This window comes from Sutcliffiella horikoshii (assembly GCF_008180725.1).
GTDB lineage: Bacteria > Bacillota > Bacilli > Bacillales > Bacillaceae_I > Sutcliffiella_A > Sutcliffiella_A horikoshii_B.
On record NZ_VTEV01000016.1, the window covers coordinates 26,010 to 49,069 of the forward strand.

The 23,060-nt window shown below is 33.9% G+C and carries 27 protein-coding genes; 26 read left to right on the plus strand and 1 reads right to left on the minus strand.

What is annotated here, in order from left to right; all coding sequences use genetic code 11:
* Positions 1 to 3: 3 nt before the first annotated feature.
* The 4 genes from FZC76_RS22180 to FZC76_RS22195 all read left to right on the plus strand — a co-directional run bounded on the left by FZC76_RS22180 (position 4) and on the right by FZC76_RS22195 (position 3,999).
* The gene (locus tag FZC76_RS22180; protein ID WP_148990267.1) at positions 4 to 837 is read left to right on the plus strand and encodes an ABC transporter ATP-binding protein; all 834 of its coding nucleotides are present in this window, start codon (positions 4 to 6) and stop codon (positions 835 to 837) included.
* A gap of 215 nt (positions 838 to 1,052) precedes the next feature.
* A complete protein-coding gene (locus FZC76_RS22185) occupies positions 1,053 to 2,024 on the plus strand; it encodes a CobW family GTP-binding protein (protein ID WP_148990268.1) in 972 nt (323 codons plus the stop codon).
* 133 nt (positions 2,025 to 2,157) lie between these two features.
* Positions 2,158 to 3,159 carry a permease gene (locus tag FZC76_RS22190; protein WP_148990269.1) on the plus strand — a complete coding sequence of 334 codons (1,002 nt, stop codon included), beginning with the start codon at positions 2,158 to 2,160 and terminating at the stop codon, positions 3,157 to 3,159.
* A gap of 12 nt (positions 3,160 to 3,171) precedes the next feature.
* Positions 3,172 to 3,999 carry a TIGR03943 family putative permease subunit gene (locus FZC76_RS22195; RefSeq protein WP_148990270.1) on the plus strand — a complete coding sequence of 276 codons (828 nt, stop codon included), beginning with the start codon at positions 3,172 to 3,174 and terminating at the stop codon, positions 3,997 to 3,999.
* Between the two features lie 86 nt (positions 4,000 to 4,085).
* Here FZC76_RS22195 and FZC76_RS22200 read toward each other — a convergent pair whose 3' ends face one another.
* Positions 4,086 to 4,430 (minus strand): hypothetical protein, encoded by a 345-nt coding sequence (locus FZC76_RS22200; RefSeq protein ID WP_148990271.1) that lies wholly within the window; start codon positions 4,428 to 4,430, stop codon positions 4,086 to 4,088.
* Between the two features lie 719 nt (positions 4,431 to 5,149).
* Between FZC76_RS22200 and FZC76_RS23335 the strand changes: the two genes are divergently transcribed.
* The 22 genes from FZC76_RS23335 (at position 5,150) to FZC76_RS22315 (ending at position 22,950) form a co-directional block, all read left to right on the plus strand.
* Entirely contained in the window at positions 5,150 to 5,983 is an 834-nt protein-coding gene (locus tag FZC76_RS23335) for a diaminopimelate epimerase (protein WP_187442193.1), read from the plus strand.
* Positions 5,984 to 6,006: 23 nt separating this feature from the next.
* Positions 6,007 to 6,801 carry a methyltransferase domain-containing protein gene (locus FZC76_RS22210; RefSeq protein WP_148990272.1) on the plus strand — a complete coding sequence of 265 codons (795 nt, stop codon included), beginning with the start codon at positions 6,007 to 6,009 and terminating at the stop codon, positions 6,799 to 6,801.
* 28 nt (positions 6,802 to 6,829) lie between these two features.
* Complete coding sequence (locus tag FZC76_RS22215) at positions 6,830 to 8,146, plus strand: opine metallophore biosynthesis dehydrogenase (protein WP_148990273.1); 1,317 nt, start codon at positions 6,830 to 6,832, stop codon at positions 8,144 to 8,146.
* Between the two features lie 120 nt (positions 8,147 to 8,266).
* Positions 8,267 to 9,886: a staphylopine-dependent metal ABC transporter substrate-binding lipoprotein gene (cntA, locus tag FZC76_RS22220; RefSeq protein WP_392396865.1), complete on the plus strand. Its 1,620-nt coding sequence runs from the start codon at positions 8,267 to 8,269 to the stop codon at positions 9,884 to 9,886.
* Positions 9,887 to 9,975: 89 nt separating this feature from the next.
* On the plus strand, positions 9,976 to 10,908 hold the full coding sequence (gene opp1B, locus FZC76_RS22225) for a nickel/cobalt ABC transporter permease (RefSeq protein WP_148990274.1): 933 nt from the start codon (positions 9,976 to 9,978) through the stop codon (positions 10,906 to 10,908).
* The gene (gene cntC / locus FZC76_RS22230; protein ID WP_148990275.1) at positions 10,909 to 11,805 is read left to right on the plus strand and encodes a staphylopine uptake ABC transporter permease subunit CntC; all 897 of its coding nucleotides are present in this window, start codon (positions 10,909 to 10,911) and stop codon (positions 11,803 to 11,805) included. It abuts the gene before it with no gap.
* Positions 11,806 to 11,808: 3 nt separating this feature from the next.
* The gene (gene cntD, locus FZC76_RS22235; RefSeq protein WP_148990301.1) at positions 11,809 to 12,636 is read left to right on the plus strand and encodes a staphylopine uptake ABC transporter ATP-binding protein CntD; all 828 of its coding nucleotides are present in this window, start codon (positions 11,809 to 11,811) and stop codon (positions 12,634 to 12,636) included.
* Positions 12,620 to 13,366 carry an ABC transporter ATP-binding protein gene (locus FZC76_RS22240; protein ID WP_148990276.1) on the plus strand — a complete coding sequence of 249 codons (747 nt, stop codon included), beginning with the start codon at positions 12,620 to 12,622 and terminating at the stop codon, positions 13,364 to 13,366. The genes cntD and FZC76_RS22240 overlap by 17 nt, the downstream gene beginning before the upstream one ends.
* Positions 13,367 to 13,414: 48 nt before the next feature.
* Positions 13,415 to 14,593, plus strand: a complete 1,179-nt coding sequence (gene cntE, locus FZC76_RS22245; RefSeq protein ID WP_148990277.1) for a staphylopine family metallophore export MFS transporter CntE — start codon at positions 13,415 to 13,417, stop codon at positions 14,591 to 14,593.
* Positions 14,594 to 14,731: 138 nt separating this feature from the next.
* Positions 14,732 to 14,914 carry a Fur-regulated basic protein FbpA gene (locus tag FZC76_RS22250; RefSeq protein WP_148990278.1) on the plus strand — a complete coding sequence of 61 codons (183 nt, stop codon included), beginning with the start codon at positions 14,732 to 14,734 and terminating at the stop codon, positions 14,912 to 14,914.
* The gene (locus FZC76_RS22255) at positions 14,895 to 15,017 is read left to right on the plus strand and encodes an FbpB family small basic protein (protein ID WP_148990279.1); all 123 of its coding nucleotides are present in this window, start codon (positions 14,895 to 14,897) and stop codon (positions 15,015 to 15,017) included. Before FZC76_RS22250 ends, FZC76_RS22255 begins: the two co-directional genes overlap by 20 nt.
* Before the next feature lie 365 nt (positions 15,018 to 15,382).
* Entirely contained in the window at positions 15,383 to 15,724 is a 342-nt protein-coding gene (locus FZC76_RS22260) for a VOC family protein (RefSeq protein ID WP_148990280.1), read from the plus strand.
* Between the two features lie 131 nt (positions 15,725 to 15,855).
* Positions 15,856 to 16,206, plus strand: a complete 351-nt coding sequence (locus FZC76_RS22265; RefSeq protein WP_148990281.1) for a GNAT family N-acetyltransferase — start codon at positions 15,856 to 15,858, stop codon at positions 16,204 to 16,206.
* Between the two features lie 246 nt (positions 16,207 to 16,452).
* Positions 16,453 to 16,971: an AAA family ATPase gene (locus FZC76_RS22270; RefSeq protein ID WP_148990282.1), complete on the plus strand. Its 519-nt coding sequence runs from the start codon at positions 16,453 to 16,455 to the stop codon at positions 16,969 to 16,971.
* 116 nt (positions 16,972 to 17,087) lie between these two features.
* Entirely contained in the window at positions 17,088 to 17,534 is a 447-nt protein-coding gene (locus tag FZC76_RS22275; protein ID WP_148990283.1) for an OsmC family protein, read from the plus strand.
* A gap of 365 nt (positions 17,535 to 17,899) precedes the next feature.
* Positions 17,900 to 18,355: a GNAT family N-acetyltransferase gene (locus FZC76_RS22280; RefSeq protein ID WP_148990284.1), complete on the plus strand. Its 456-nt coding sequence runs from the start codon at positions 17,900 to 17,902 to the stop codon at positions 18,353 to 18,355.
* Positions 18,356 to 18,764: 409 nt separating this feature from the next.
* Entirely contained in the window at positions 18,765 to 19,157 is a 393-nt protein-coding gene (locus FZC76_RS22285) for an ATP phosphoribosyltransferase regulatory subunit (protein WP_187442194.1), read from the plus strand.
* A gap of 31 nt (positions 19,158 to 19,188) precedes the next feature.
* The gene (gene hisS / locus FZC76_RS22290) at positions 19,189 to 20,274 is read left to right on the plus strand and encodes a histidine--tRNA ligase (RefSeq protein WP_455771345.1); all 1,086 of its coding nucleotides are present in this window, start codon (positions 19,189 to 19,191) and stop codon (positions 20,272 to 20,274) included.
* A gap of 200 nt (positions 20,275 to 20,474) precedes the next feature.
* Positions 20,475 to 21,023: a nucleotidyltransferase domain-containing protein gene (locus tag FZC76_RS22295; protein ID WP_148990287.1), complete on the plus strand. Its 549-nt coding sequence runs from the start codon at positions 20,475 to 20,477 to the stop codon at positions 21,021 to 21,023.
* Positions 21,024 to 21,852: 829 nt separating this feature from the next.
* Positions 21,853 to 22,035: a hypothetical protein gene (locus tag FZC76_RS22305; protein WP_148990289.1), complete on the plus strand. Its 183-nt coding sequence runs from the start codon at positions 21,853 to 21,855 to the stop codon at positions 22,033 to 22,035.
* A gap of 120 nt (positions 22,036 to 22,155) precedes the next feature.
* Positions 22,156 to 22,590: a hypothetical protein gene (locus tag FZC76_RS22310; RefSeq protein ID WP_148990290.1), complete on the plus strand. Its 435-nt coding sequence runs from the start codon at positions 22,156 to 22,158 to the stop codon at positions 22,588 to 22,590.
* 72 nt (positions 22,591 to 22,662) lie between these two features.
* On the plus strand, positions 22,663 to 22,950 hold the full coding sequence (locus FZC76_RS22315) for a hypothetical protein (protein ID WP_148990291.1): 288 nt from the start codon (positions 22,663 to 22,665) through the stop codon (positions 22,948 to 22,950).
* The last annotated feature ends 110 nt before the right edge of the window (positions 22,951 to 23,060 follow it).

Here is a 23,060-nt window from a genome sequence, read left to right on the forward strand (position 1 = left end):
TTAATGGTTATGTTATCCACAGAGAAACTTGGAATCTCTTATGGAGAATTAGACATTGTAGAAGGTTTAAATCTCGAAATACCAGAAGGAAAAGTCACAACTATTATCGGTCCTAATGGCTGTGGGAAATCTACTATTCTTAAAACGATGTCTCGTATATTAGAAGCGAAAACTGGAGCGGTTTATTTAGACGGAAAATCTATTCATAAAACATCCACAAAAGAAATAGCAAAGAAGATGGCAATTCTACCTCAAACACCTGAAGCTCCAAGTGGATTAACGGTTTACGAACTTGTCTCATATGGTCGGTTCCCACATCAAAGGGGATTTGGACGTTTGACTGACGAAGATCGGCGGATTGTCCGCTGGGCCATTGAAGTGACCGGTATGACTGTATTTCATGATCGTCCGATTGAAGCATTATCCGGAGGGCAAAGGCAACGCGTGTGGATAGCCATGGCTCTGGCACAGGAAACGGATCTGCTTTTACTAGATGAACCGACCACCTATCTCGATTTAGCTCATCAGCTTGAAGTGCTAAAGTTGCTTGAAAGATTGAACAAGGAAGAGAAGCGTACGATTGTTATGGTCATACATGATTTAAATCACGCCGCACGCTTTGCCCATCATATGGTAGCATTAAATAACGGTACGATTGTCAAAGAGGGAAAGCCACATGAAGTCATGACATCCGAAGTATTAGAAGAAGTATTTAATATTGATGCAGATGTTGTTCCCGATCCAAGGACAGGAAAGCCTGTTTGTATTACGTATGACTTAATTAATAATGATGAACATTCACAGCCAACAAAAGAATTGGTTGAGGCATTTGCTTAACTAAAGGTAATTTTAAGTAAATGATTAGTACACTCTCATATTATACTTAAACGGAGGCTTCTCATGAGTTCAGTGAACTTTTGAGAAGTTTTTTTGTACATTCAATTTTTAATGAGTGCGATGCTAGTTCTCACTCAATTAGGAATAATTACGATTAACTCCATATATAAATAAAAAGTATAATAAATAGCAATCTGTTTGGTGGAGGTTAAAGGATGGATAGAATTCCTGTAATTGTCTTGAGCGGTTTTTTAGGTAGTGGAAAAACAACACTTCTAAAACAATTGCTCCAAACATGTGAAGAGAAAAGACTTACTCCCGCAGTCTTAATGAATGAAATAGGAAAGACAGATATGGATGGGGAGATACTACTCGAAAAGAATAAACAACAAATCATTGAAAAGTTACTGGATGGTTGTATTTGTTGCAGTAAAAAAGGTGAAGTTTCTACCTCAATTAAAAAGTTACTTGAAAATAAACCGGATATTATTTTTATTGAATTGACGGGGGTTGCCAATCCTGAAGAAGTGGTGGATTCATTGACTGAACCTGAGTTGATAGAATATGTATGTTTACAAAAAGTGATAACAGTCTTAGATGGAGAGAATGTTTTAGAGTATAATAGTATTTTTGGTTCTGACCGAGAATTAGTTCAAACGACCAGGCGGCAAATTGAGGTTGCTGATGTGTTAATAGTAAATAAAATAGATTTAATTTCTGAGTCTCAGCAGGATAAGGTACAAAAAGTGGTCAAAAAACAAAATACGGTATCACCGATTTATTTTACGTCTTACAGTGAAGTGGATTCGGATCTTTTGTTAACAGGTATAAAGGATAGGGTGAATAAAATATCATTATACAAAAATAGTCATGCGGAGCATAAGCATAAACCTTCTAATGGGCAAAAACAGAACAGATCTTATTCGCGAATTAATACTATAACATTGGACTTTAACCAACCATTGAAGCCTGCTAAAGTAGATAAATTTTTAAAAAAGTGGCAGCCGAACTTGTTGAGAGCAAAAGGGTATATTCCTTTCAAGGATGGATGCTACTTATTACAACATGTGATGAAAAGGACTTATTTAGAACCATCTGAACATGTAGGAAGACATTATTTGGTCATGATAGGATTGGACCTTAATAAAGAAGCAATACAAAGTGAATGGGTTAAGTTAAAGGCATAATATTCAAAAACAACAAAGGAATGTTTCTTTTGTTGTTTTTTTCTTGATTGAATCGTAATTATTTCGGTTTGACAGGCATTTTCTCACCTTGTCCGCATAGATTTTTAAGAATAAATTAATGTGGGAGGAGCCAATGATACGACGTTTTGAACAAAGCTTAGCAGAAATAGTAGGATGTATTATTCTAATCTCCGTAATTTACCTTGTACTAGTTAATGGACCCTTGACCATCACGAGAATACAGTTGCCTGAATCTCTTTTAGCCTTTAATACGATTTTCCTTAGTATTTTAATTGAATCAATACCCTTTGTCCTAATTGGTGTGTTTATAGCGGGGCTTATACAAGTTTTTGTAACAGAAGAACATATAATACGGCTGATTCCTAAAAATAAATTCATGGCTGTAGGGATGAGTTGTTTGTTGGGTGCCTTATTTCCGGCATGTGAATGTGGGATCGTTCCAATCGTAAAAAAGTTAGTGCATAAGGGAGTTCCAATCTTTGCAGGGGTGGGCTTTCTTCTAACAGGTCCTCTTATTAACCCTATTGTTGTAGCTTCAACCTATATGGCATTTGGACAAGATGTAAGAATGGCAATTTTAAGGATGGTGTTGGGACTTATAATTGCAATTATTATAGCCACAATCATTAGTCTATTCTTCAAAGGAAATCAATTAAAAAAATCTGCTAGCCTGCTTGAAATGAATCAGGCAATAGCTCGTTTTCCTTTCTCTTTACGAATGAAAGCCATGTTAATGCATTCGATTGACGAGTTTTTTGAAGTGGCTAAGTATTTAATTATTGGAGCAATGCTGGCAGCGCTTGTTCAAACATATGTCTCTACAAATTACTTAGCAGGTATAGGAGAAGGAATTGTTTACTCTACATTAATTATGATGGGGCTGGCTTACCTTTTATCATTATGTTCGGAAGCTGATGCTTTTATCGGTGCCTCTTTTCACCATGTTTTTCCTAAAACTTCTATTTTAGGATTTCTTATTTATGGTCCAATGCTTGATCTGAAAAATACAATTATGATGTTAGCGGTGTTTAAAATTCGTTTTGTTTTATTTTTAATGATAGTAATTACATTCATTGTCTTTAGTGTACTGATGCTAGTTCATCCTTGGATATAAGGAGGTTTACCGTTGTATTTTCATTTCCAACAAGCAATCAAAGCGGTGGTTTTATTGTTGTTTTCTGGCTTACTATTTATGCTCCACCACACCGGTGATATTTATCAATTTATTAACCCTCAATATAAAGAACTTAGTCAAATTGCATCCATCATTTTTTTGATTTTGTTTTTTATCCAAGTGCCAAGGATATTCATTTCAAGAGAACTTGCCCAAGATCATGTTTACTGTTCCATCTTAGGATGTAATCATGAAATAGGTAATCCAAGAAAGCTCCCTTTTAAGAATATTGTCATATACTTTATCGTTATTCTACCGTTAGTACTTGGTTTTTTGCTACCACATAAGGGACTTGGAGCTGCAGAAGCAAAGAAAAGAGGAGTTATATATGCGGCAAGTCATGAAACGGAACATGATCATGGAAGTCATTTGGATGAATCGGCAACATTGTTTACTAACACTATAAATGAAATGCTAAAAAGTTCTGTCCTTGTTCTAGATCATAGTAATTACTCCTCGTATATAAACAATATAATTACTTACCCGGAAGTTTTTAACGGCAAGTCAATTGAATTAGAAGGGTTTATATTATTGGATGTTCTAAACACTGTTGATTCCCCAGTCCTTGCTAGGTTTATAGTCACACACTGTGTTGCAGATGCGCATGTTAAAGGCCTGTTATTAGATAGCGATGATGATAATTTACGAAATGTAGATGATTGGGTCAAATTGAAGGGGAAGATTACTCTTACAGAACATAATGGACAAACACTGCCCATGGTTCACGTATATGAATGGGTACCAATAGTGAAGCCCATTGTGCCTTACATCTATCCGTAATCTTACTTAAAATCTTCTTTAAAAAGAGAAGAAAAAAGGTGGCCTCTAATGCAAATGCATTGTGCCTCCTCTTTTCTCTATAATTATTATCTTACGAGCTCGACAGGTCCGTGATCATCACAGTGGTCTCCATGTACATGGTGTAATCGACCATTTACTAAATAATCCATATGATCACCATGTGGCACTAGTTCATGTCCACAATCTTCTGAGTGATCGCAACCGCAACTAATATCGTTACAAGTATCAGGATTCTTTTCACTTACGGGGATTGTACATTCATCCCAATGGCCATTATGTTCGTGATGCAAGTGTCCATTATGGACATAATCGATATGGTCATCGTGACGTATTTTTGTATGACCACATGCACTGCTGTGCTGGTGGGGATGGTTCTCATGAACGTGATGATCGTGTTCTTGTTTACTCATCCGTATCCCTCCTTCCTTTTCTCTTATTTTTCCCTGTAATTCTAAAATGTAATCGGATCTATTCAATTACCGAGCAAATAACTGCATGCCTAATCCCTTAATGATACATTTTTAGAATGGTTAATGGGATACATATAAGTACCAGGTCAGATATTAACATAAGTTTACAGGTTGTTCATGAAAGCAAAAAAAACCATCTACCTTATGAAGTACATAGAAAAGTTAAAGAGTTTGGAGAGACTTAGAGATACTCATAGTAAAGAAGAAAAATATTATCTTCACGGAGATACAAGAATCCACAATTTCGTCTTTTATTTAAATAAACTAGTTGGGTTATAGATCCTTCACCTTTAATGTTGCAAGGAATTTATGATTTTACGTATGCATAGCTCATCACCAAATAGTCTGAATATAGAATGAAACGCTTCATAAATAGTATAACCATTATTCAGCAAAACGGGCGCGATCCTGGAACAAGGATCAGAGCTCGTTATAATATGGCCAAAAAGGTAAATGGCTTATTGTAGGAATTTTTAGACTATAAAATATAAGGTAATAAGTAATCGGGCGGCATTTAATAAGAATTTAAGAATTGACTCTATAGAATGTCATGTTATAATTCATTCATGGAATGTAAAACGTAATCATTACGATTAATGGTATTGTTAATTATGAAACAAGAATTATTGAATTTAAAAACATGTCTAGAGGTAATTTAGATGAAATACGAATTAGATTTTATAAAATTTAATCCAACACAAAACATGACAATTCTTATTAAAACTAATTATCCTATTGAAAAGTATCAGCACATTGCCTCAAAAATTATGTCTTATGACAGCGTGTACGCTGAACAAGTAGGTTTTATACAAAAACCGATAAATAATGAAGCTGTCGCACATCTACATATGGCTGGTGGTGAATTTTGTGGTAATGCATGTATGTCATTAGCAGCCTTGATTGCATCTGAAAAAGGACTAAAGCAAAACAATTTGACAGAAATAGTATTGGGGGTTTCTGGTACCGATAAATTAATATTGTGTCAAGTGAAAAGAAATTCAGAAGTATATCACTGTCAAGTTACTATGCCTATTCCTAAAAAGATAGAACAGAGAACAATAAATTATGATGGCAGCGATTTGGATATTGTTATAGTCAGATATCGTGAATTTATACATATTGTGATAGAAGTGGATGATTTTAATGAGACCGTAAGGGAAAAAGCGCAATCATTAGCAAAGTTGCTTGGAGTCACGTTAGGTTCTAACTTGATTGGCGTCTTACTGTATAAATCGAAATCTGATGAATTGGCTCCTCTTATTTATGTTCCACACCTAGATAGTATGGTATGGGAAAGGGGGTGTGGTTCGGGAACAGCATCCTTAGGAGCTTATTTAGCTTGGAAGAATAAAGGAGAAATTGCTGTAAAGATAAGACAACCTGGAGGCTTTATTAATGTAGTTGCTAATTGTCATGAAGGGGAATTTACATGCTTAAAGATTGAGGGATGCGTTAGCATAGTTGCACAAGGTAAAGCTTTTATTGATGTTTAATTATAGAGATTAGGGGTGACTTAGTGATTGCGTTAAAAACTTTTCATGAAGAATTAAATGCCTTTTTAGAAAAATTCGATGATTTAGCAAGAAGATATAATCATACAATCGCTAATTGTTCAGAACTAGAGAGAATAATAGATGATTATTCAAATTTCATAACAAGTGAGAGCAATAACAAAACATGGGAACAACTATCACTACAAGAATTCATTGATTTTAATCAACTTACGTCAGATTTGAGAGAAAAATCAGCACATTGTGTTGCTATTATGGAAAAATATCGAGCGCTAAATTTATTGGATGGAAATGAAGGGGTATCCGATTATTTTAAAAATATAGAGTCGTGTATTGAGAAGGAATTTGGTAGTTTTCAAGTCAATTCTGAATCGAAAGTATTATTAATAGGATCAGGTTCGTTCCCAATGACACCATTGTTAATAGCTAAGCAAACTGGAGCAGAGGTTGTTGGTATAGATATTGATGATGAGGCCATTAAGCTCGGTTTAAAAGTTGTAGAGAAATTAGGTAGTGGATTAAATATTAAACTAGAAAAAACATTAGTGGACGATCTTAATTTTGTGAAAGGAGCGACCCATATTATTTTTAGTTCAACAGTTGAAAGAAAGTATGAAATACTTGATGAATTACATACATTAACGAATGAAAATGTAGTGGTGGCCATGAGATATGGTAACCAGTTGAAATCATTATTTAATTATCCAATGAAAAAGGTTAATGAACAAAAATGGAAGATGGTTGAAAATATATTACGGCCAGACCATGTATTTGATATTGCATTGTATAAAAAAGTATAGTTTGTGTTTTTCAGAAAGGGAGGATACTATGAGTAATTTTAAGCGAGTCTTAATTTTAGGAACTGGTCCTACATCAATTCAACTTGCTGTAAATTTAAAAGAACAATTAGATTGTTACATAGGGATTGTTGGAAGAGAATCTGTTCGATCAGAGGCATTTTTTAAGGCACTTGGGCAGAGTAATCATCTAATTCGTGTAAGTATTCAAAATGAAAAGCACCGAGCTATGAAAGGTGAATGTTACCTCGACCAAGTTTTTAAAGGGTATGAAACCATACAAGGGGAATGGGATACCATTATTTTATCTGTAACAACTGATGCCTATATAGAAGTAATCAAACAAATCAATGATAAGCTCTTAAAAAAAGTAAGGTGTATTGTTTTAGTCTCTTCAACTTTCGGTTCGAATAACTTAATCAAGAATTATCTGAACAAACATAATTCAAATGCGGAAATTATTAGTTTTTCCACATATTTAGGTGATACTCGATGGATGCACGAAAAACCGTCTAATCATGTTTTAACAACAGCGGTCAAGAAAAAGTTATACATAGGCTCGACGCACCATTCGTCTAAAAATATTGAAAGAATATCTAAAGTTTATGAGCAATTAGGTATTGAGCTAGAGGTCATGGATTCTCCACTTGAGGCGGAAACCAGAAATATTTCTTTATACGTACATCCACCTTTGTTTATGAATGACTTCTCATTAAATGCGATTTTCGGAGTTGTAAATAACAAGAAATACGTATATAAAATTTATCCTGAAGGACCTATTACGCAATATTTAATTCGTGATATGTTATCCCAATGGAAAGAAATAATGAATGTTTTAGAAGAAATAAATATAAAAAGTATAAATTTACTTAAATTTATGACAGACGATAATTATCCAGTTAGGTTGGAAAGCTTATCCCGTCAAGATATAGAAAGTTTTAATCACTTAGAAACTATTCATCAAGAGTACTTGTTATATATACGTTATACCTCACTATTAATGGATCCTTTTTCAGAACCAGATGAGAATGGAAGATATTTCGATTTTTCTGCTGTTCCAATTAGAAAAATATTTGTCAATAGAGAAGGGTTTTTGGATATTCCAAGGATGCCTAAAGAAGATTATTATCGCATAAAAATAATACAAGGAATCGCAAGATATTTAGACTTAAAATGTCCAACAATAGATAAATTCATTAAAACATATGAGAGTAAAATTGTAGAGGTCGCTCAATCTCATGAAAACGAATTGTTATCTGATGCATTTGTAGTACAAAGTTTTGATGAAGACCTGAATATGATTTGTAGTGAAATAGGAAAAATTATAGGAACAAAGCAATTGAAATAGAACTTGTCTTACACTAATAGTTTAATATACCATGTAAATAGTAATGATTTCGTTTTATGGTGGGGACATTGTTTTAATAAAGTAGATTAAAATTAGGAAGACTAAAAGGAGAGAAGTAGGTTGTTAATTAAAAAATGTAAGTTAGTGGGTCTGATATTTTTGGTTATATCTATTCTAGTTGCCTGCTCTGCAGAAAATTCTACTAGTGAAAAAAAGGAAGATGATGCAGCTAAAAGTGAAAACGAATTAATTTATGCAACAGCTAAAGACATCAATGATATGAATCCTCATCTTTACACAGGTTCTATGCCAGCACAAGGGATGGTATATGAATCATTAGTTGAGAACACTGAAGACGGAATTAAGCCTTTACTTGCTGAGTCGTGGGAAGTTTCAGAAGATGGAAAAGTATACACGTTCTTTTTAAGAAAAGATGTGAAATTTCATGATGGTGAGCCGTTTAACGCAGAAGCAGTGAAGAAAAATATTGAAGCTGTACAGAATAATGCAGAAAAGCATGCCTGGATTAAGTTGTCTACAAAAATAGAAAGTGTGAATGTTGTAGATGAGCATACAGTTGAATTAGTATTGTCCGATACATACTATCCAACTTTGGTTGAATTGTCGATGACCAGACCCTTTGTATTCATATCACCTAAAGATTTTAAAAATGGGGAGACTAAAGATGGCGTAAGTGGTTTTAACGGTACAGGCCCGTATAAGCTAACTGAACATAAAACCGATGAGTTCGCCACTTTTACAGCAAATGAAGACTACTGGAATGGGTCGCCTAAAATTAAGAAGATTACCTCTAAAGTACTTCCAGCTGGGGAAACGACTTTCTTAGCCTTGCAAAAAGGGGAAGTCAACTTTGTATTTACAGATGATCGCGGCGCCGACAGCCTCAATGTCGAAGCCATGAATCAATTAGTCGATTCCGGAGACTATCAACTTGTAAGAAGTGAACCGATGAACACCAAAATGATAGTAGCCAATAGCAGTAAAACTGATAATCCAATAAGTGAAACGGCTGTTCGGGAAGCAATTTGGCACTCGATTGATAGAGAAACAATTAGTAAGGATATTTTTAATGGCACAGAATCAGTGGCCCATACATTATTTTCACCTAATGTAAATTATGCAGATGTTGACTTAAAGAAGCGAGGATATGATGTAAAAAAAGCCAGGGGAATTCTAGAAAAAAATGGCTGGAAAATAGAGAATGGTGAGGAAGTTAGAACAAAAGATGGGAAAAAATTAGCAATGGAACTCTTTTATGATAGTAATTCGTCTTCTCAAAAAACACAGGCTGAATTTATTCAAGCATCATTAAAAGAGATTGGTCTTGAACTGGAGATTATTGGTGAAGAGTCAACTTCCATCGCTAATAGAAGATCAACTGGTGACTATGATTTATTATTTAATCAAACTTGGGGTCTAGCGTATGACCCACAAAGTACAATTGCTGCTTTTACATCTGAAGCTTCTTATTTGCACACGACAAAAGGCATTGATAAAGCAGATGAGCTATACAAGAAGATTGAACAAGTTATGGTATCTACAGATGAGCAAACTAGGAAATCATTGTACGCTGATATATTGACGATTGTTCATGAAGAAGCGATTTTTATTCCTATTACAAATGGAAGTGTTACGGTAGTAGCCCCAAAAAATTTAAATGGAATATCATTCAAGCAAACTCAATTTGAACTACCATTTGAGTTGATGAACTTTAAATAGAATTTTAAAAAAGGGGAATCTTCCCCTTTTTATTTTTGAGGAAGTAAAAACGTTTAAAGTCTTGTTATTTCATGGAAAGGGGAATATTCATGGGAAGTTATATCGTTAGAAGGATACTAATTGCAGTCCCTTTACTTTTAACCATCTCGTTTTTGACCTTTATCTTAATTAATCTATCGCCATTAGACCCAGCTGAGGTGGTATTACAAGCTCAAGGTGTCCCAGAGATAACAGAAGATTTATTAAAACAAACAAAAGAGCAGCTTGGGATGGATAAGCCATTTATTTTACAATACTTTGACTGGCTCTATGCTACCTTACAGTTAGATTTTGGGGATTCATATATTAATAACAAACCAGTGTGGTCATTAATAGGTCCTGCATTTTTGAATACATTCAAGTTAACGTTGGTTTCTTCGATTTCTATTATCCTTATTTCTATAATATTAGGTGTAATATGTGCGTTGAATGAAGGAAAAATATTGGATAAATCGGTTAGAGGATTTTCGTTTTTCTTAACAGCAATGCCGTCATACTGGCTGGCATCAATTATGATCTGGTACATATCGGTTAAATTAGACTTACTACCAACAAGTGGGATGGAATCGTATAAAAGCTATATCCTACCGGTTATTATCATTACGATTAGTTATGCTGGTATTTATTTTAGAAATGTTAGAACATCTATGTTAAACAATTTACATGAGGATTATGTTTTATATGGAAGGGCATCGGGGTTATCAGAATGGAAAATTACTAAGCATATTCTAAGAAATTCATTGCAGGTTGCCATTTCGATATTTGGTATGTCTATACCCATCATATTAGGAAGCACAGTTGTTATAGAAAACGTTTTTGCATGGCCAGGGCTAGGTACTCTAAGTGTTAAAGCAATTCTAAGTAGAGACTTCCCGATCATACAGGCATACGTTCTTATATTAGCAGCATCCTTTGTTTTATTTAATACGATCTCCGATATTATAAATGCTGCGATGAATCCTAAGTTAAGGAATGATCTTTAAATGAGAATATTGAAAAACTTAAGTAAAGATAAAATAGGTACTATATCTTTATTGATCATTGTTGTCACAATTATTGTTGGTATATTCGCGCCGTTATTTGCGCCATCCGCCCCTAATGAAGTCAACATGAGCCTTCGATATGCTTCACCTTCGTGGGAATACTTATTAGGTAATGATCATTTAGGGAGATGTATTTTGTCCAGAATCATCTATGGAATTCGACCAAGTGTATTATGGGTGTTAGTTGTCTTGTTAATATCTGTTTTAATTGGCGCTATCTTAGGTTTTCTGGCTGGCTATTTTAGAGGGAAAGTCGATGCGGTTATTATGAGAATGTGTGACACGATGCTTTCTTTTCCAGGATACGTTATGGCACTAGCGATTATTGGGGTATTAGGTGTGGGTCTTGAAAACATTCTCCTTGCATTTGCCTTGATAAAATGGGCATGGTTTGCTCGAGTCATCAGAACTTCTGTCATGCAGTATGCTGAATTAGATTATGTGAAGTTCTCCAAAGCATCTGGTATTGGTGATATAAAGATTATTTATAAGCACATAGTTCCCGTTACCTTTTCTGATATCGCAGTAATTTCTAGTGGCTCTATTGGATCAATGATTTTGCAAATTTCAGGGTTTTCATTTTTGGGATTAGGAATTCAGGCACCAAATGCTGAATGGGGAATGATGTTAAATGAGGCAAGGGAAGTGATGTTTACGAGACCAGAGTTAATGCTAGCTCCCGGTTTAGCCATTGTTATTGTCGTATCAGCATTCAATTTCTTATCCGATTCGCTTCAAGTTGCTCTAGACCCTAAACTAGTAAACTCAAAAAACAAGCATAAAGGTAATTTACCACTTTCAAAAATAAAGGTTCAAGAAAAAGAGGTGGCTAATTAGATGATGAATATATTAGAAGTCAAAAATCTAAAGGTGTGGGATAACAATTCTGGAAAAGAAGTTATTCACGATAGTTCATTTCATTTAAAGGCAGGGAGCTGCCTTGCAGTTGTTGGAGAAAGTGGAAGTGGCAAGTCAGTTACTTGTAGAGCGATTATGAGGTTAAACAGGCCCAATCTTCAGCAATCAGGGGATATCCTCTTTAAAGGAGAAAACATTAACCAACTTTCTACAAAAGAGATGAGAAAGAAAAGGGGTAAAAACCTCTGCATGATTCTACAAAATGGGATGAGTGCCTTCGATCCCTCTTGTGTGGTTGGTGTTCATTTAAGAGAAACACTTGCGGAACACTTCAATTGGAGTAGAAACGAAATTGCACAAAGAATGACAGGTGCCATGGAAAGTGTCATGCTGAAAAACCCGGCAGATATAATGAACAAATACCCTCATCAGTTATCAGGGGGAATGCTGCAACGAGTTATGATTGCATTGGCTCTTGTCTTAGAACCGGATATTATCATTGCGGATGAACCGACCACAGCACTAGATACCATCTCGCAATATGAAGTAGTTGAACAATTTATTAAGTTGCGAGAAAGAATGGGTTGTTCGATGATCTTTATTTCTCATGATCTGGGCGTTGTAAGGAAAATTGCAGATGATGTCATGGTGATGAAGGATGGAGAAATTATAGAACGAGGGAAAACCGAAGCCATTTTCAAAGAGGCGCAACATGAGTACACTAAATATTTAGTATCCACTAGACTCGCGCTGAGTGATCATTTCAAGAAAGTAATGGGGGAGGGGCTACTAGTTGCTGAAGGTCGATAGTGTTGGAAAAACCTACAAAAAAGGTGGATTGTTTTCTTCAGAGAGACAGAACGTTCTAAAGGGTGTTAGTTTTGAATGTAAGAATGGAGAATGTCTTGGTATTATCGGAGAAAGTGGAAGTGGGAAATCGACGTTAGGACGTTTGTTATTAGGAATTGAAAAACCGGATAGTGGAATGGTCTTATTTGATGGAAAGAATGTAGTAGATAGAAAAGTAAGACTAGGCAGCATAAGCGCAGTTTTTCAAGACTATAAATCTTCCATTAATCCCTTCTATACGGTTGAGGATGCCATCTTGGAACCAATGAAAATTCAGAACAATAGTAGAAAAGAAAATAAAGACAAGGTTGTAAACCTTTTAAATCAAGTTGGATTACCAGCTTCTTATCGAAACAAGTATCCTCATGAGTTATCAGGAGGAGAGGTTCAGAGGGTGTGTATTGCAAGGGCGATTTCAACTGAACCTAAGTGTATTGTATTAGATGAAGCAATCAGTTCATTAGATGTATCCGTTCAAACACAAGTTCTTGAATTACTTATAGAATTAAAAAAAATATACAACATGAGTTACATTTTTATCACGCATGATCTACAGGCTGCTGCCTTTATTTGCGATAGAATTATCATCTTTAGGGATGGTCAAATTGAAGAAATAGTGGAAATTGAACAATTAAAGGATGTTCAGTCTGTTTATGCAAGAAAGTTATTACAATCGTTGATAACGTTTTAACCATCTACTTGAAGAAATAGATTTTGTACAGAGTTGGAGGAAAGAACTGTGAGTGGAGCTATGTCTTGGCCTTTTCTACGTTTGTATTTGTTAGTCCTTCTTTATTTTAGTGCCAACGCAATACTAAATGTTATTATTCCATTACAAGGAGGAGCATTGGGAGCCACCAATACAACGATAGGTTTAATTATGGGGGCATATTTGTTTACTACCATGTTTTTTAGACCATGGGCAGGTCAGGTTATTCAAAAGCATGGGCCGATAAAAGTGTTACGCATTATCCTTATAATCAATGGTTTCGCTTTAATCTTATATACCGTAACCGGGTTAGGTGGTTACCTAGTTGCCCGTATGTTGCAAGGGGTATCAACAGCTTTCTTTTCAATGGCCTTACAAATTGGCATTATTGATGCACTGCCAGAGAAAGACCGTTCTCAGGGAATTTCACTTTATTCCTTATTTTCGTATATACCTGGCATTATTGGACCTCTTTTGGCATTAGGCATCTGGCAAGGGGAAATGGAATACTTTGCAATTGTCATGATAGCAATTGCCATATTTACAGGTGTGTTTGGCTATAGTGCCAAAATGGATAAAGCTGAAGACCAGTCACTTAAAAATAATGCTGAACAGCCTGCAAATATGTTTCATTCATTCGGTCAGTTAGTTAAAAATCCGCATTTATTTAAATGTAGTGTACTGATGTTAGTTGGTTCGATTGTATTTGGAGCAATTACTGTCTTCATACCTCTTTATGCTCAACAGATGAAAAACGGAAATGCTGGAATTTTCCTGATGCTTATGGCAGCAACTGTTGTAATTTCTCGATTTACGTTAAGAAAAAAGATCCCTTCCGATGGCAAATGGCACTCTAACTTTATGATGGGAACGATGCTTCTTTTAGCAATGGGGGTACAAAGTGTAAGTTATTCCATAGCCGGGGGATCGGTATTTTTCTACGTTGGTGCTGTTTTAATGGGAGTAGCTCAGGCGCTTCTCTATCCAACATTAACAACGTATTTAAGTTTTGTCTTACCTAAGTTGAACCGCAATGTGCTACTCGGGTTATTTATCGCAATGGCTGACTTAGGAGTATCACTTGGTGGGGTCATAATGGGACCGATAGCTGACCTATTTTCATACTCAACTATGTATCAGATATGTGCTATCTTAGGTGTGGTGATGATTCTCTTTGCCTATGAACGGCGAAAGATATTTATTGGATAAATCTAAAGGAAAACCGATTCGAAAATATCATTTACTTTATAAATAGTAATAGTTACGTTTACATATTGAAATTTGCATAAGTAGGCTTTATACTTTTAAATGATAATAATTATCAATTAAAAGGAGAGGAGTCCTTTTATGAGCAAAATGTTACGAGAGGCAGTTCAAAACAGAAGAGAATTTATTATAAATCAACTTTTAATTGTAGGTGTATATAAAACAGAGAATGCTCAGTTATACGAGCTTTGTCTTAGTGATTTGGAAAGAGAATACAGGCTATTTAAAGAGAAGAGGAAAATAAGTGAAAAAGAAAACATTTAAACAACTAGTTAATGAAAATAAGAGCCATATTCTAAAGGATAAAGACGCCATAGAAAAAATTCACAAAAGAATTGAAAATAGACAATTGAAATCGAATAAGTAGATAAGTAGCTATTATCTGGGCGACATATTCCATCTTATGTGCGTTCGGATTGTGAGATTATAAATTGAGATATAACTTAACTAGGTACATTATCCAGCTATTTAAATTGGCTTTATCATTTACAATTTGTTTAGCGCATGTTTTTACTTTGCTTGTAGCTTACCTTGTAAACAACTTTATTATCATTTATCACCTTCGGCAATCGGGCGCGATCCAGGAACAAGGATTAGCGCTCGTTTTTTTATGGCCAAAGAAAACACCTTATTGAAGGAATTATTAGATTATGAAATAATTGGAATTAACCAAACGGGCAGGGTTGTTAATTAAATTTTTCCAACAATAACACAAAAAGGAGAGTTGTTTATATGTTTGAAAGAATTGACACTATTTGTTTAACTGTTAGCAATGTAGAACAATCAAGCATCTGGTATCAAGAGTTGGGTTTTAAAATATCCTTTCGGGGTGAAGGTTATCGAGTTTTAACCGTTGGAAATAGTGAGGTTCCATTAACTATTGAAGAAGGAAGTATGTCTTCTAAAGAAAATCAAGCTTACCCTATTTTTTTCACAAAGGATATTGAGAAAAATCATAAAAAGCTACAAGGAAAAGGCATAGAAGTAACAGGAATAAAAGATGATGGTGATAACAAATTTTTTGATTTTTATGATTTAGATAATAATAGGTTGCAAGTCTGCTTCTGGGAGTAAATTAGAATATAGGATTGGTTTCTTTTATCTACTTCCCCGATCATGGATCGTTTGCAGCACAGATAAGAATTGGGCAGGAATGTTTTATTGAAGGTTACGGTAATCCAAAATAAAGATGGGGGAAGAAAAAGATGGTCTTAGTTCGTTCTGCGAACAAGAATGATGAAGTTAAAGTTCTTGAAGCAATACGATTATTTGTAGAAGAGTTAAGAGGCAAACCTAATATCAAATTGCCAGAGAATGCAAAGAATGTTTTTCGCCGAATCGTTAATGGCGTTATTCCAGGAACGGTCTTAGTTGCTGAAACATCTGATGGTGAAATCATTGGATGTGCTACCGTTTCAATACAGGAAGTAATTTATAAGGGTGGGAAATATGCTATACTTCAAGAACTTTGGGTTCACCCTTCATATAGAAGCCATTCAGTAGGAAATAGTTTGGTATGCGCTGTTGAAAATTTCTGTCGCGAATCCTCTATCTAGAACATTATCAAAATGATATTAAATTCATTGCAGACCATCAGAATGAATGGATTTAGATCTTATTCAGATATAGGGCGCTTATCTGTAAAAAGATAAGTGTTTTTAAGTAGAAAAAATATTGAAATTGTCTAAGTGTATTGAAATAATTGGTTTATAAACTATCGGTTAACTTAATAAGAAAAAGGATAATCAAATAACTAATTAGATATAAGTGGAAAAATAATTTCAAAGATAAGTGGTGGTGTATTGAAAAAGATTCTTCCTAATAAAATACATATTATAGGTTCAGTTGGAAGTGGAAAGACAACATTAGCAAGAGAATTATCTTCTCAATTTGATATTCCTTTTTATGAATTAGATAATGTTGTTTGGAAAAGGAATGGAGGGCATGGGGAAGTCCGAAGAACTGAAAAAGAAAGAGAAGATTATTTAAATACCCTTATTGCTTCTGATAATTGGATTGTAGAAGGAGTTCATAATGACGAATGGGTGTCTAATAGTTTTCGAAATGCCGAGATAATAATTTTCTTAGATACAAATTATTCAGTTAGAACTTACCGAATTATAAAGAGATTTATTTTACAAAAATTTAGGTTAGAAAAATCTAATTATAAACCAACACTAAAGATATTCTTCAAGATGTTTAAATGGAATAGATATTTTGAAGAGGTTGGTAAACCGAATTTCTACAGTAAATTTGGGAAGTATGGTGATAAAATATTAGTTGTAACTAGTAAGAAAGAGATTGACAGTTACTTCACCTAACGGGAGCATTTGTTGTAAAAAATATAAGGTCATACAATATACTTAGTGACTATATTACATAACCCTATATTTGTTATTTATTAACAAAATAAAAGTGAATTCAAGGAGGAATGAAAATGGCAGAGCATCATTTTCATTTAAAGGCGCTTTGGCCAGGACTACGTAATGATGTAGGGGAAATCGAAGCCAATCATTTAGTAACAAAAATCTCTATTCCAAAAGAAATGAATGGTCCCGGTATTGGTACAAATCCTGACGAAATGCTCCTTGGTGCAGCAGCAACATTATATATTATTACACTAGCTGCGATGATGGAACGTAGTCAGATAGAGAAAGATGGATTAACAATGGAATCCGAAGCAATTGTTGATGTGACAGATGGTGTATTTACATATAAAAAAATTATCCATCGACCAGAAATAGTATTAAAACAAAATGCTTCCGATCGTGACAAAAAGGTGGCACAAAAGATTGCGGAAAAAGCTGAAAAATCTTGTATGATTAGTCGTGCAATTCAAGGTAATGTGGATATTCAATTAGAAGTAACTATTAAAACTGCTTGATTGTAAATTCAAATGAGTGGAAAGACCAAACTTCGTTGTGATTATATTAAGGCATATCAGTAAATGAGAGCTAAAGTTTATTTAAGAATAGGGCGCCATTCTTGAAGAAGAAACGGTGCTCTTTTTTGTATTTTAGAGCCAGATTGTTGAACAATAATGGAATTTTAGTAAAAGAGGGATTTAATAGAGAAATATGGTATAATTGAAAAGTCTAAAAATTCATTATAATGATTTGTAGGCAATGTTTGTTAAAGGAGGCGTTCATTATGACGAACAAAGGAATTTTTAATGTAATTAATTATAGGGGGATAACGCCTAATTAACATGTTGTTTAGCGTTCCCCGAAATATGAAAGGGGAAATCAAGTGAGTACAGATAATGTAAAACTTGTAGAATTAAATGCAGATAACTGGTATGAATGCTGTGAATTAGAGGTTTCAACAGAACAAGCTGAATATATTGAATCAAATGCAATATCCATAGCTCAATCAAAGTTTGATCCTACATTAAAACCATATGCTATTTATTTTGAAGAGAAAGTAGTTGGCTTTTTAATGTTCAATTCTGTTCAAGAAGAACTTGATGGATATTGGGTTTATAGAATAATGGTGGATAAGGAATTCCAAGGCAAGGGTATAGGTAAAACTGCAACTAATTTAATGATTTTAGAGATGGCTAAATTACCAAATGTGCAAAAAATTGTAGTAGGTTATCATCCAGAAAATTTAGGAGCACATAATTTATATTTAGGTTTGGGATTTATTGATAATGGAGATAGATTCGGTAAGGAAATGGCAGTTACAAAATATATAAACCAGTGATAAACAGATAGAAATAAATGAAAGCAAGAGGGCCATTTTTTGGTCCTCTTCTTATTGCAAAACAGTGCCATACCTAAAAAACATAAAAATTTTCTGAAAAATAGGTTATGAGAGCTTAGTGTATATTCAAGAAAAGGGCGCTATTGTTAAATACAAAGCTAAAGTAAGGCTTATTGAAACAATCTGAAAAATGTGGTAATGTAAATGGAAATTAGAGGTGAGTTTAATGATACAGCTAACCCAAAACCTAACCATGTCTCAACTACATCATCATATTTATTAGCCTTGCTATTAGATTTTTTAAAAATCTTTCATAGGAAGGCTATTTCTCATTAAACCGTATTTGATTAAGTTAAACACTTAAATCAAGTGCGGTTTTTTATTATATTAAAAATCGGAGGCTATGAAAATGAAGAAAATGGATTATAAAAATGTTAAAGGTACTCAAGATTATTTACCAAATGCTGAGGTGGTAAGAAGAGACATAAGGAGAACATTAGAAGATGTATTTATCGGATATGGGTGTAAACCACTGGAAACGCCTATTTTAAATTACACAGAGTTAATGGCTTCTAAGTATGGAGGCGGAGCTGAAATATTAGAAGAAATGTACACATTATCTGATAGGGGGGAAAGAGAATTAGCTTTACGCTATGATCTCACTATTCCATTCGCAAAGGTTGTTGCGATGAACCCATCATTAAAGATGCCTTTTAAACGGTATGAAATTGGTAAAGTATTTAGGGATGGCCCAATTAAAACTGGTAGGTTTCGNAAATTACACAGAGTTAATGGCTTCTAAGTATGGAGGCGGAGCTGAAATATTAGAAGAAATGTACACATTATCTGATAGGGGGGAAAGAGAATTAGCTTTACGCTATGATCTCACTATTCCATTCGCAAAGGTTGTTGCGATGAACCCATCATTAAAGATGCCTTTTAAACGGTATGAAATTGGTAAAGTATTTAGGGATGGCCCAATTAAAACTGGTAGGTTTCGTGAATTCACGCAATGTGATGTTGATATAGTAGGTGTGGACTCACAAATCGCTGAGGCTGAATTAATGGTTATGGCATTAGATGCATTTAGAAAACTTGAATTAAAGGTAATGATTCAATATAACAATCGAAAGTTATTAACTGGGATGCTTAATGTATTTGGTACAGAGGATGAAAAAATTAATAAAGTAGTCTTAATCTTAGATAAACTTGAAAAGGTAGGAATAGAATCTGTTACTTCAGAGCTTAATGACCAAGGGCTACCAAGTGCAACAATTACTTTAATTAAGCAATTTTTAATGGATGAGGGAAATTCAAGTTTTAGCTATTTTGAAGCATTTGCTGAAAAAAATGAAGAGGTGAGACAAGGTTTAAATGAATTAAAAGAATTAGAATCTTACCTGGAGTATCTAGCAGTAGAAAAACAGTGCGTATTTAATCCATTTTTAGCAAGAGGTTTAGAGATATATACTGGTACTGTTTATGAGATATTCTTAGCTGATCTATCTATTAAATCCAGTATTGGGAGTGGAGGAAGATATGATAATGCAATTGGTGGGTTGATAGGTACAAACGAAGAGTTTTCAACAGTAGGAATTTCTTTCGGCTTAGATGTAATCTATACTGCTATGAACTCGACTGTGAAAGAAGTAAAAGAAAATCCGTATGTAGATTATTATATAGTCCCAATAGGTACTAAAAAAGAGTCTTTATTAATTGCGAATTATTTAAGAAACAAGGGCTATAAAGTAGAATTTGAAATGAGTAATAAAAAGTTAGGAAAAGCTCTTGATAAAGCAAATAAAGAGAAGATTCGTAACGTTGTTATTATAGGAGAGGATGAAGTAAGAAATAATCAGTTCAAAATAAAAGATATGTTTTCAGGTGATGAAAGAACTGAAGCGTATTCATTTAATTGATTTAATTTTCATATCCAAGTATGATAACTTTCTTCAATAAGATTTTATATGAAATCTTCAACAATCTGGCGCTGATTCAAGAATAGGATCAGCGCTCATTTTCATTCTGAAATAGCGTTAGGTTAGCAAGAAGGTTATTACAAGACTCATGCAGAATAAACCAATAGTAAAGTTGTATTACATTAAAGGTGCGGATGAGGATGGATTTTAAAGATTTTACTTTAGAAAATGAAAATAATACGAGCAAAGTACAGTTAACTATTCTTCAAGAAATAAATGAAGTTTGCTTATCTAATAATTTGAACTTGTGGCTACGAGGTGGATGGGCGATAGATTTTATACTAGGAAGGATTACACGGTCACACTCAGATATTGACTTGGTTACATGGATCCAGAATCGTGAACACTTGGAACAAGCTCTTGTAAAGGCTGGTTTTCAAAAAAAGATAGTTAGTGAGTTTCAAACTGATTTCCTCAAGAACAATGTCGATGTGAGTTTTGTATTTGTTAGGCTTTCGGATGAGGGGAAAATAGTTGCTAACGGTTTTCCCGACTGGGTATGGAGGAAAGATGCCTTAACTAATGAACTCTATACAGTACATGGTATATCAATAAATGTTCTTAACCTACACCATTTACTTGAGGAGAAAAGAGTTTACGAACAAGGAACAGGAAGAAAACTTCGTCCTAAAGACCATAAAAGTATAGAGGTTCTTCAGCAGATTATTAACGAAAAAGCTAGTAGCTAATTTTAAGCGGTGGATTCTGTTCTAAAAAACTATTGAATTTCAGTAGTTTAGCGCTATCCAGGAACAAGGATTAGCGTCACTTTTGTGGTGGCCAAGAGTATTTCATATTGTAGGAATTTATATATTATGAAATAATTGGAACTAAGCAATCGGGCAGCATTAGTTGAAGAAGCATTAAGCGATTTTAGGATTTAGGCAGTATTTTAGTTATTCCATTAAAAGGGCGCAAAAATTGAAAACGGAGAAAGTTTCGGTGATGTTCTTTTTCTTGTATAAATGCAGTTTATATATAATTATTGGAAATTCTTATTACCTTAAAGAGAATTATCTAAAGGGAGGCCAAACGGGCAGGATTGTTGAATAAGGATTTTGTATTATAAATAAATTACAACTAAACATCTTATATTAATAGGATAAGCTTGAAAGGAGTAATCTTTTGAAAAAATGGTCTTTAGTTTGCCTAATTAGTTGTATTTTGCTTTGGATTCCTAATATCATTTTTCAAATTGCTAGTCCATTATGGATGTTAACATATATTATAGGTCCAATAGGAATGGCTTTCAGCCTTATTGGTAAGAATTATATTCTTGCCTTCCTTAATCTAGTTATGACATTTAGTTTCTTTTTGTTTATGGCTATAGGATATTATATTAATAGTTTATAAAGGACCACACTTTTATAATGTTAAATCCTGTTTCAAAAAAAACTTTCATTTTTCATTCAAGGGGGAACCGGGTGGTCAAGATGGGAGAGCCTTTTCAATAGGACTTATTATAGAATCTAGGGCGATGCAGCATAGTGGGTCTTAAACTATATAGGAGTGAGGTATATGGATAGGTTTTTATTTGTATTTGGTATTATCGTATTTTTCTTTAGTTTTATATTTTTTATAATGAGCTTTTTTGGTGATTATGAAGGTACCACAATGGTAGGTTCTGTATTAGTTATGCTTAATGCAGGTATAGCGATAGGTGTTTCGGAGATTTTAACAAGAACAAAAAAACTAACATAACATCCAATCCTTTTTCAACAATCTAGGAGCGATTGCTGCAATCGCTTTTTTCTAAGAAATGAGCAGATTAAAGAAAGAAAGCTCTCCCTTCTAATAATCTAAACAAGGGGTGATTAGGCTTTGAGGAGCATTCAAAAAAATCAGGAAGTATTACTCGATGAAGAGATTGATGAACAAAAGTTTGTTAGCATTATCAATAGCTTTTACAAGCAAGATTGTTATATTTATGCGATTATTCCAGAATATGAACAGGACTTATTAAATAATATTTCAAATGACTTTATTGAAGTTGATAAATTCCCGTTACCACGCACTTTCCCAAGGGAGAAGGGTTATATGGGTTATGTAAAAGACAGTGAAAAACAATATATTTACGAATTCTATTTACGGTCTACTACAATGGATTATCTGATTTTTTCTGAGACTGATATATCAGAACAATTTAGTAAATTAACCAAAAATAATTTGGATATTTACAAAATGTTTAAATTATATAAGGTTCCTCATATATCCATTGGTCCCGATGGTCAATGGTTAAATATAGTTGAGTACTGAGTAGATTCTTATTCAACAAACTAGGGCGTTTCTGAATTAAATAGTAACGATTTTTAAGGAGTTGAAACTATTATGATTATTAAAATCGTTTTTGGTGACGATTTTATTGAATATATTTCTTGTTCAACAAAAGTTGGTAGGAAGATAAACTGTATTCAGGAAGACTTTCTAAAGTGGATTTACGATGAGGAAAAGAATACAGAATATTGGGCTGTAGAAAATGGCAAAAGAATTCACCCTAAATATGACGCAAATGCATTTGTTGAATGGTTAAACAATGTAAGATTTAAAAGAGGGATTGCTAAAGCTAAATTAATCGTAAGCCCTCAATTGAAAGTAAAAAAGATATTATATTATTAGTTTGATTCGTTAAATGTAATCTCAATAAAGTTATTCCGCAATCTAGGGCTTATCTGCAATAAGGTAAGCTTCTTTTTTATGAAAAATATATCTTGAGTAAAATTGGAATT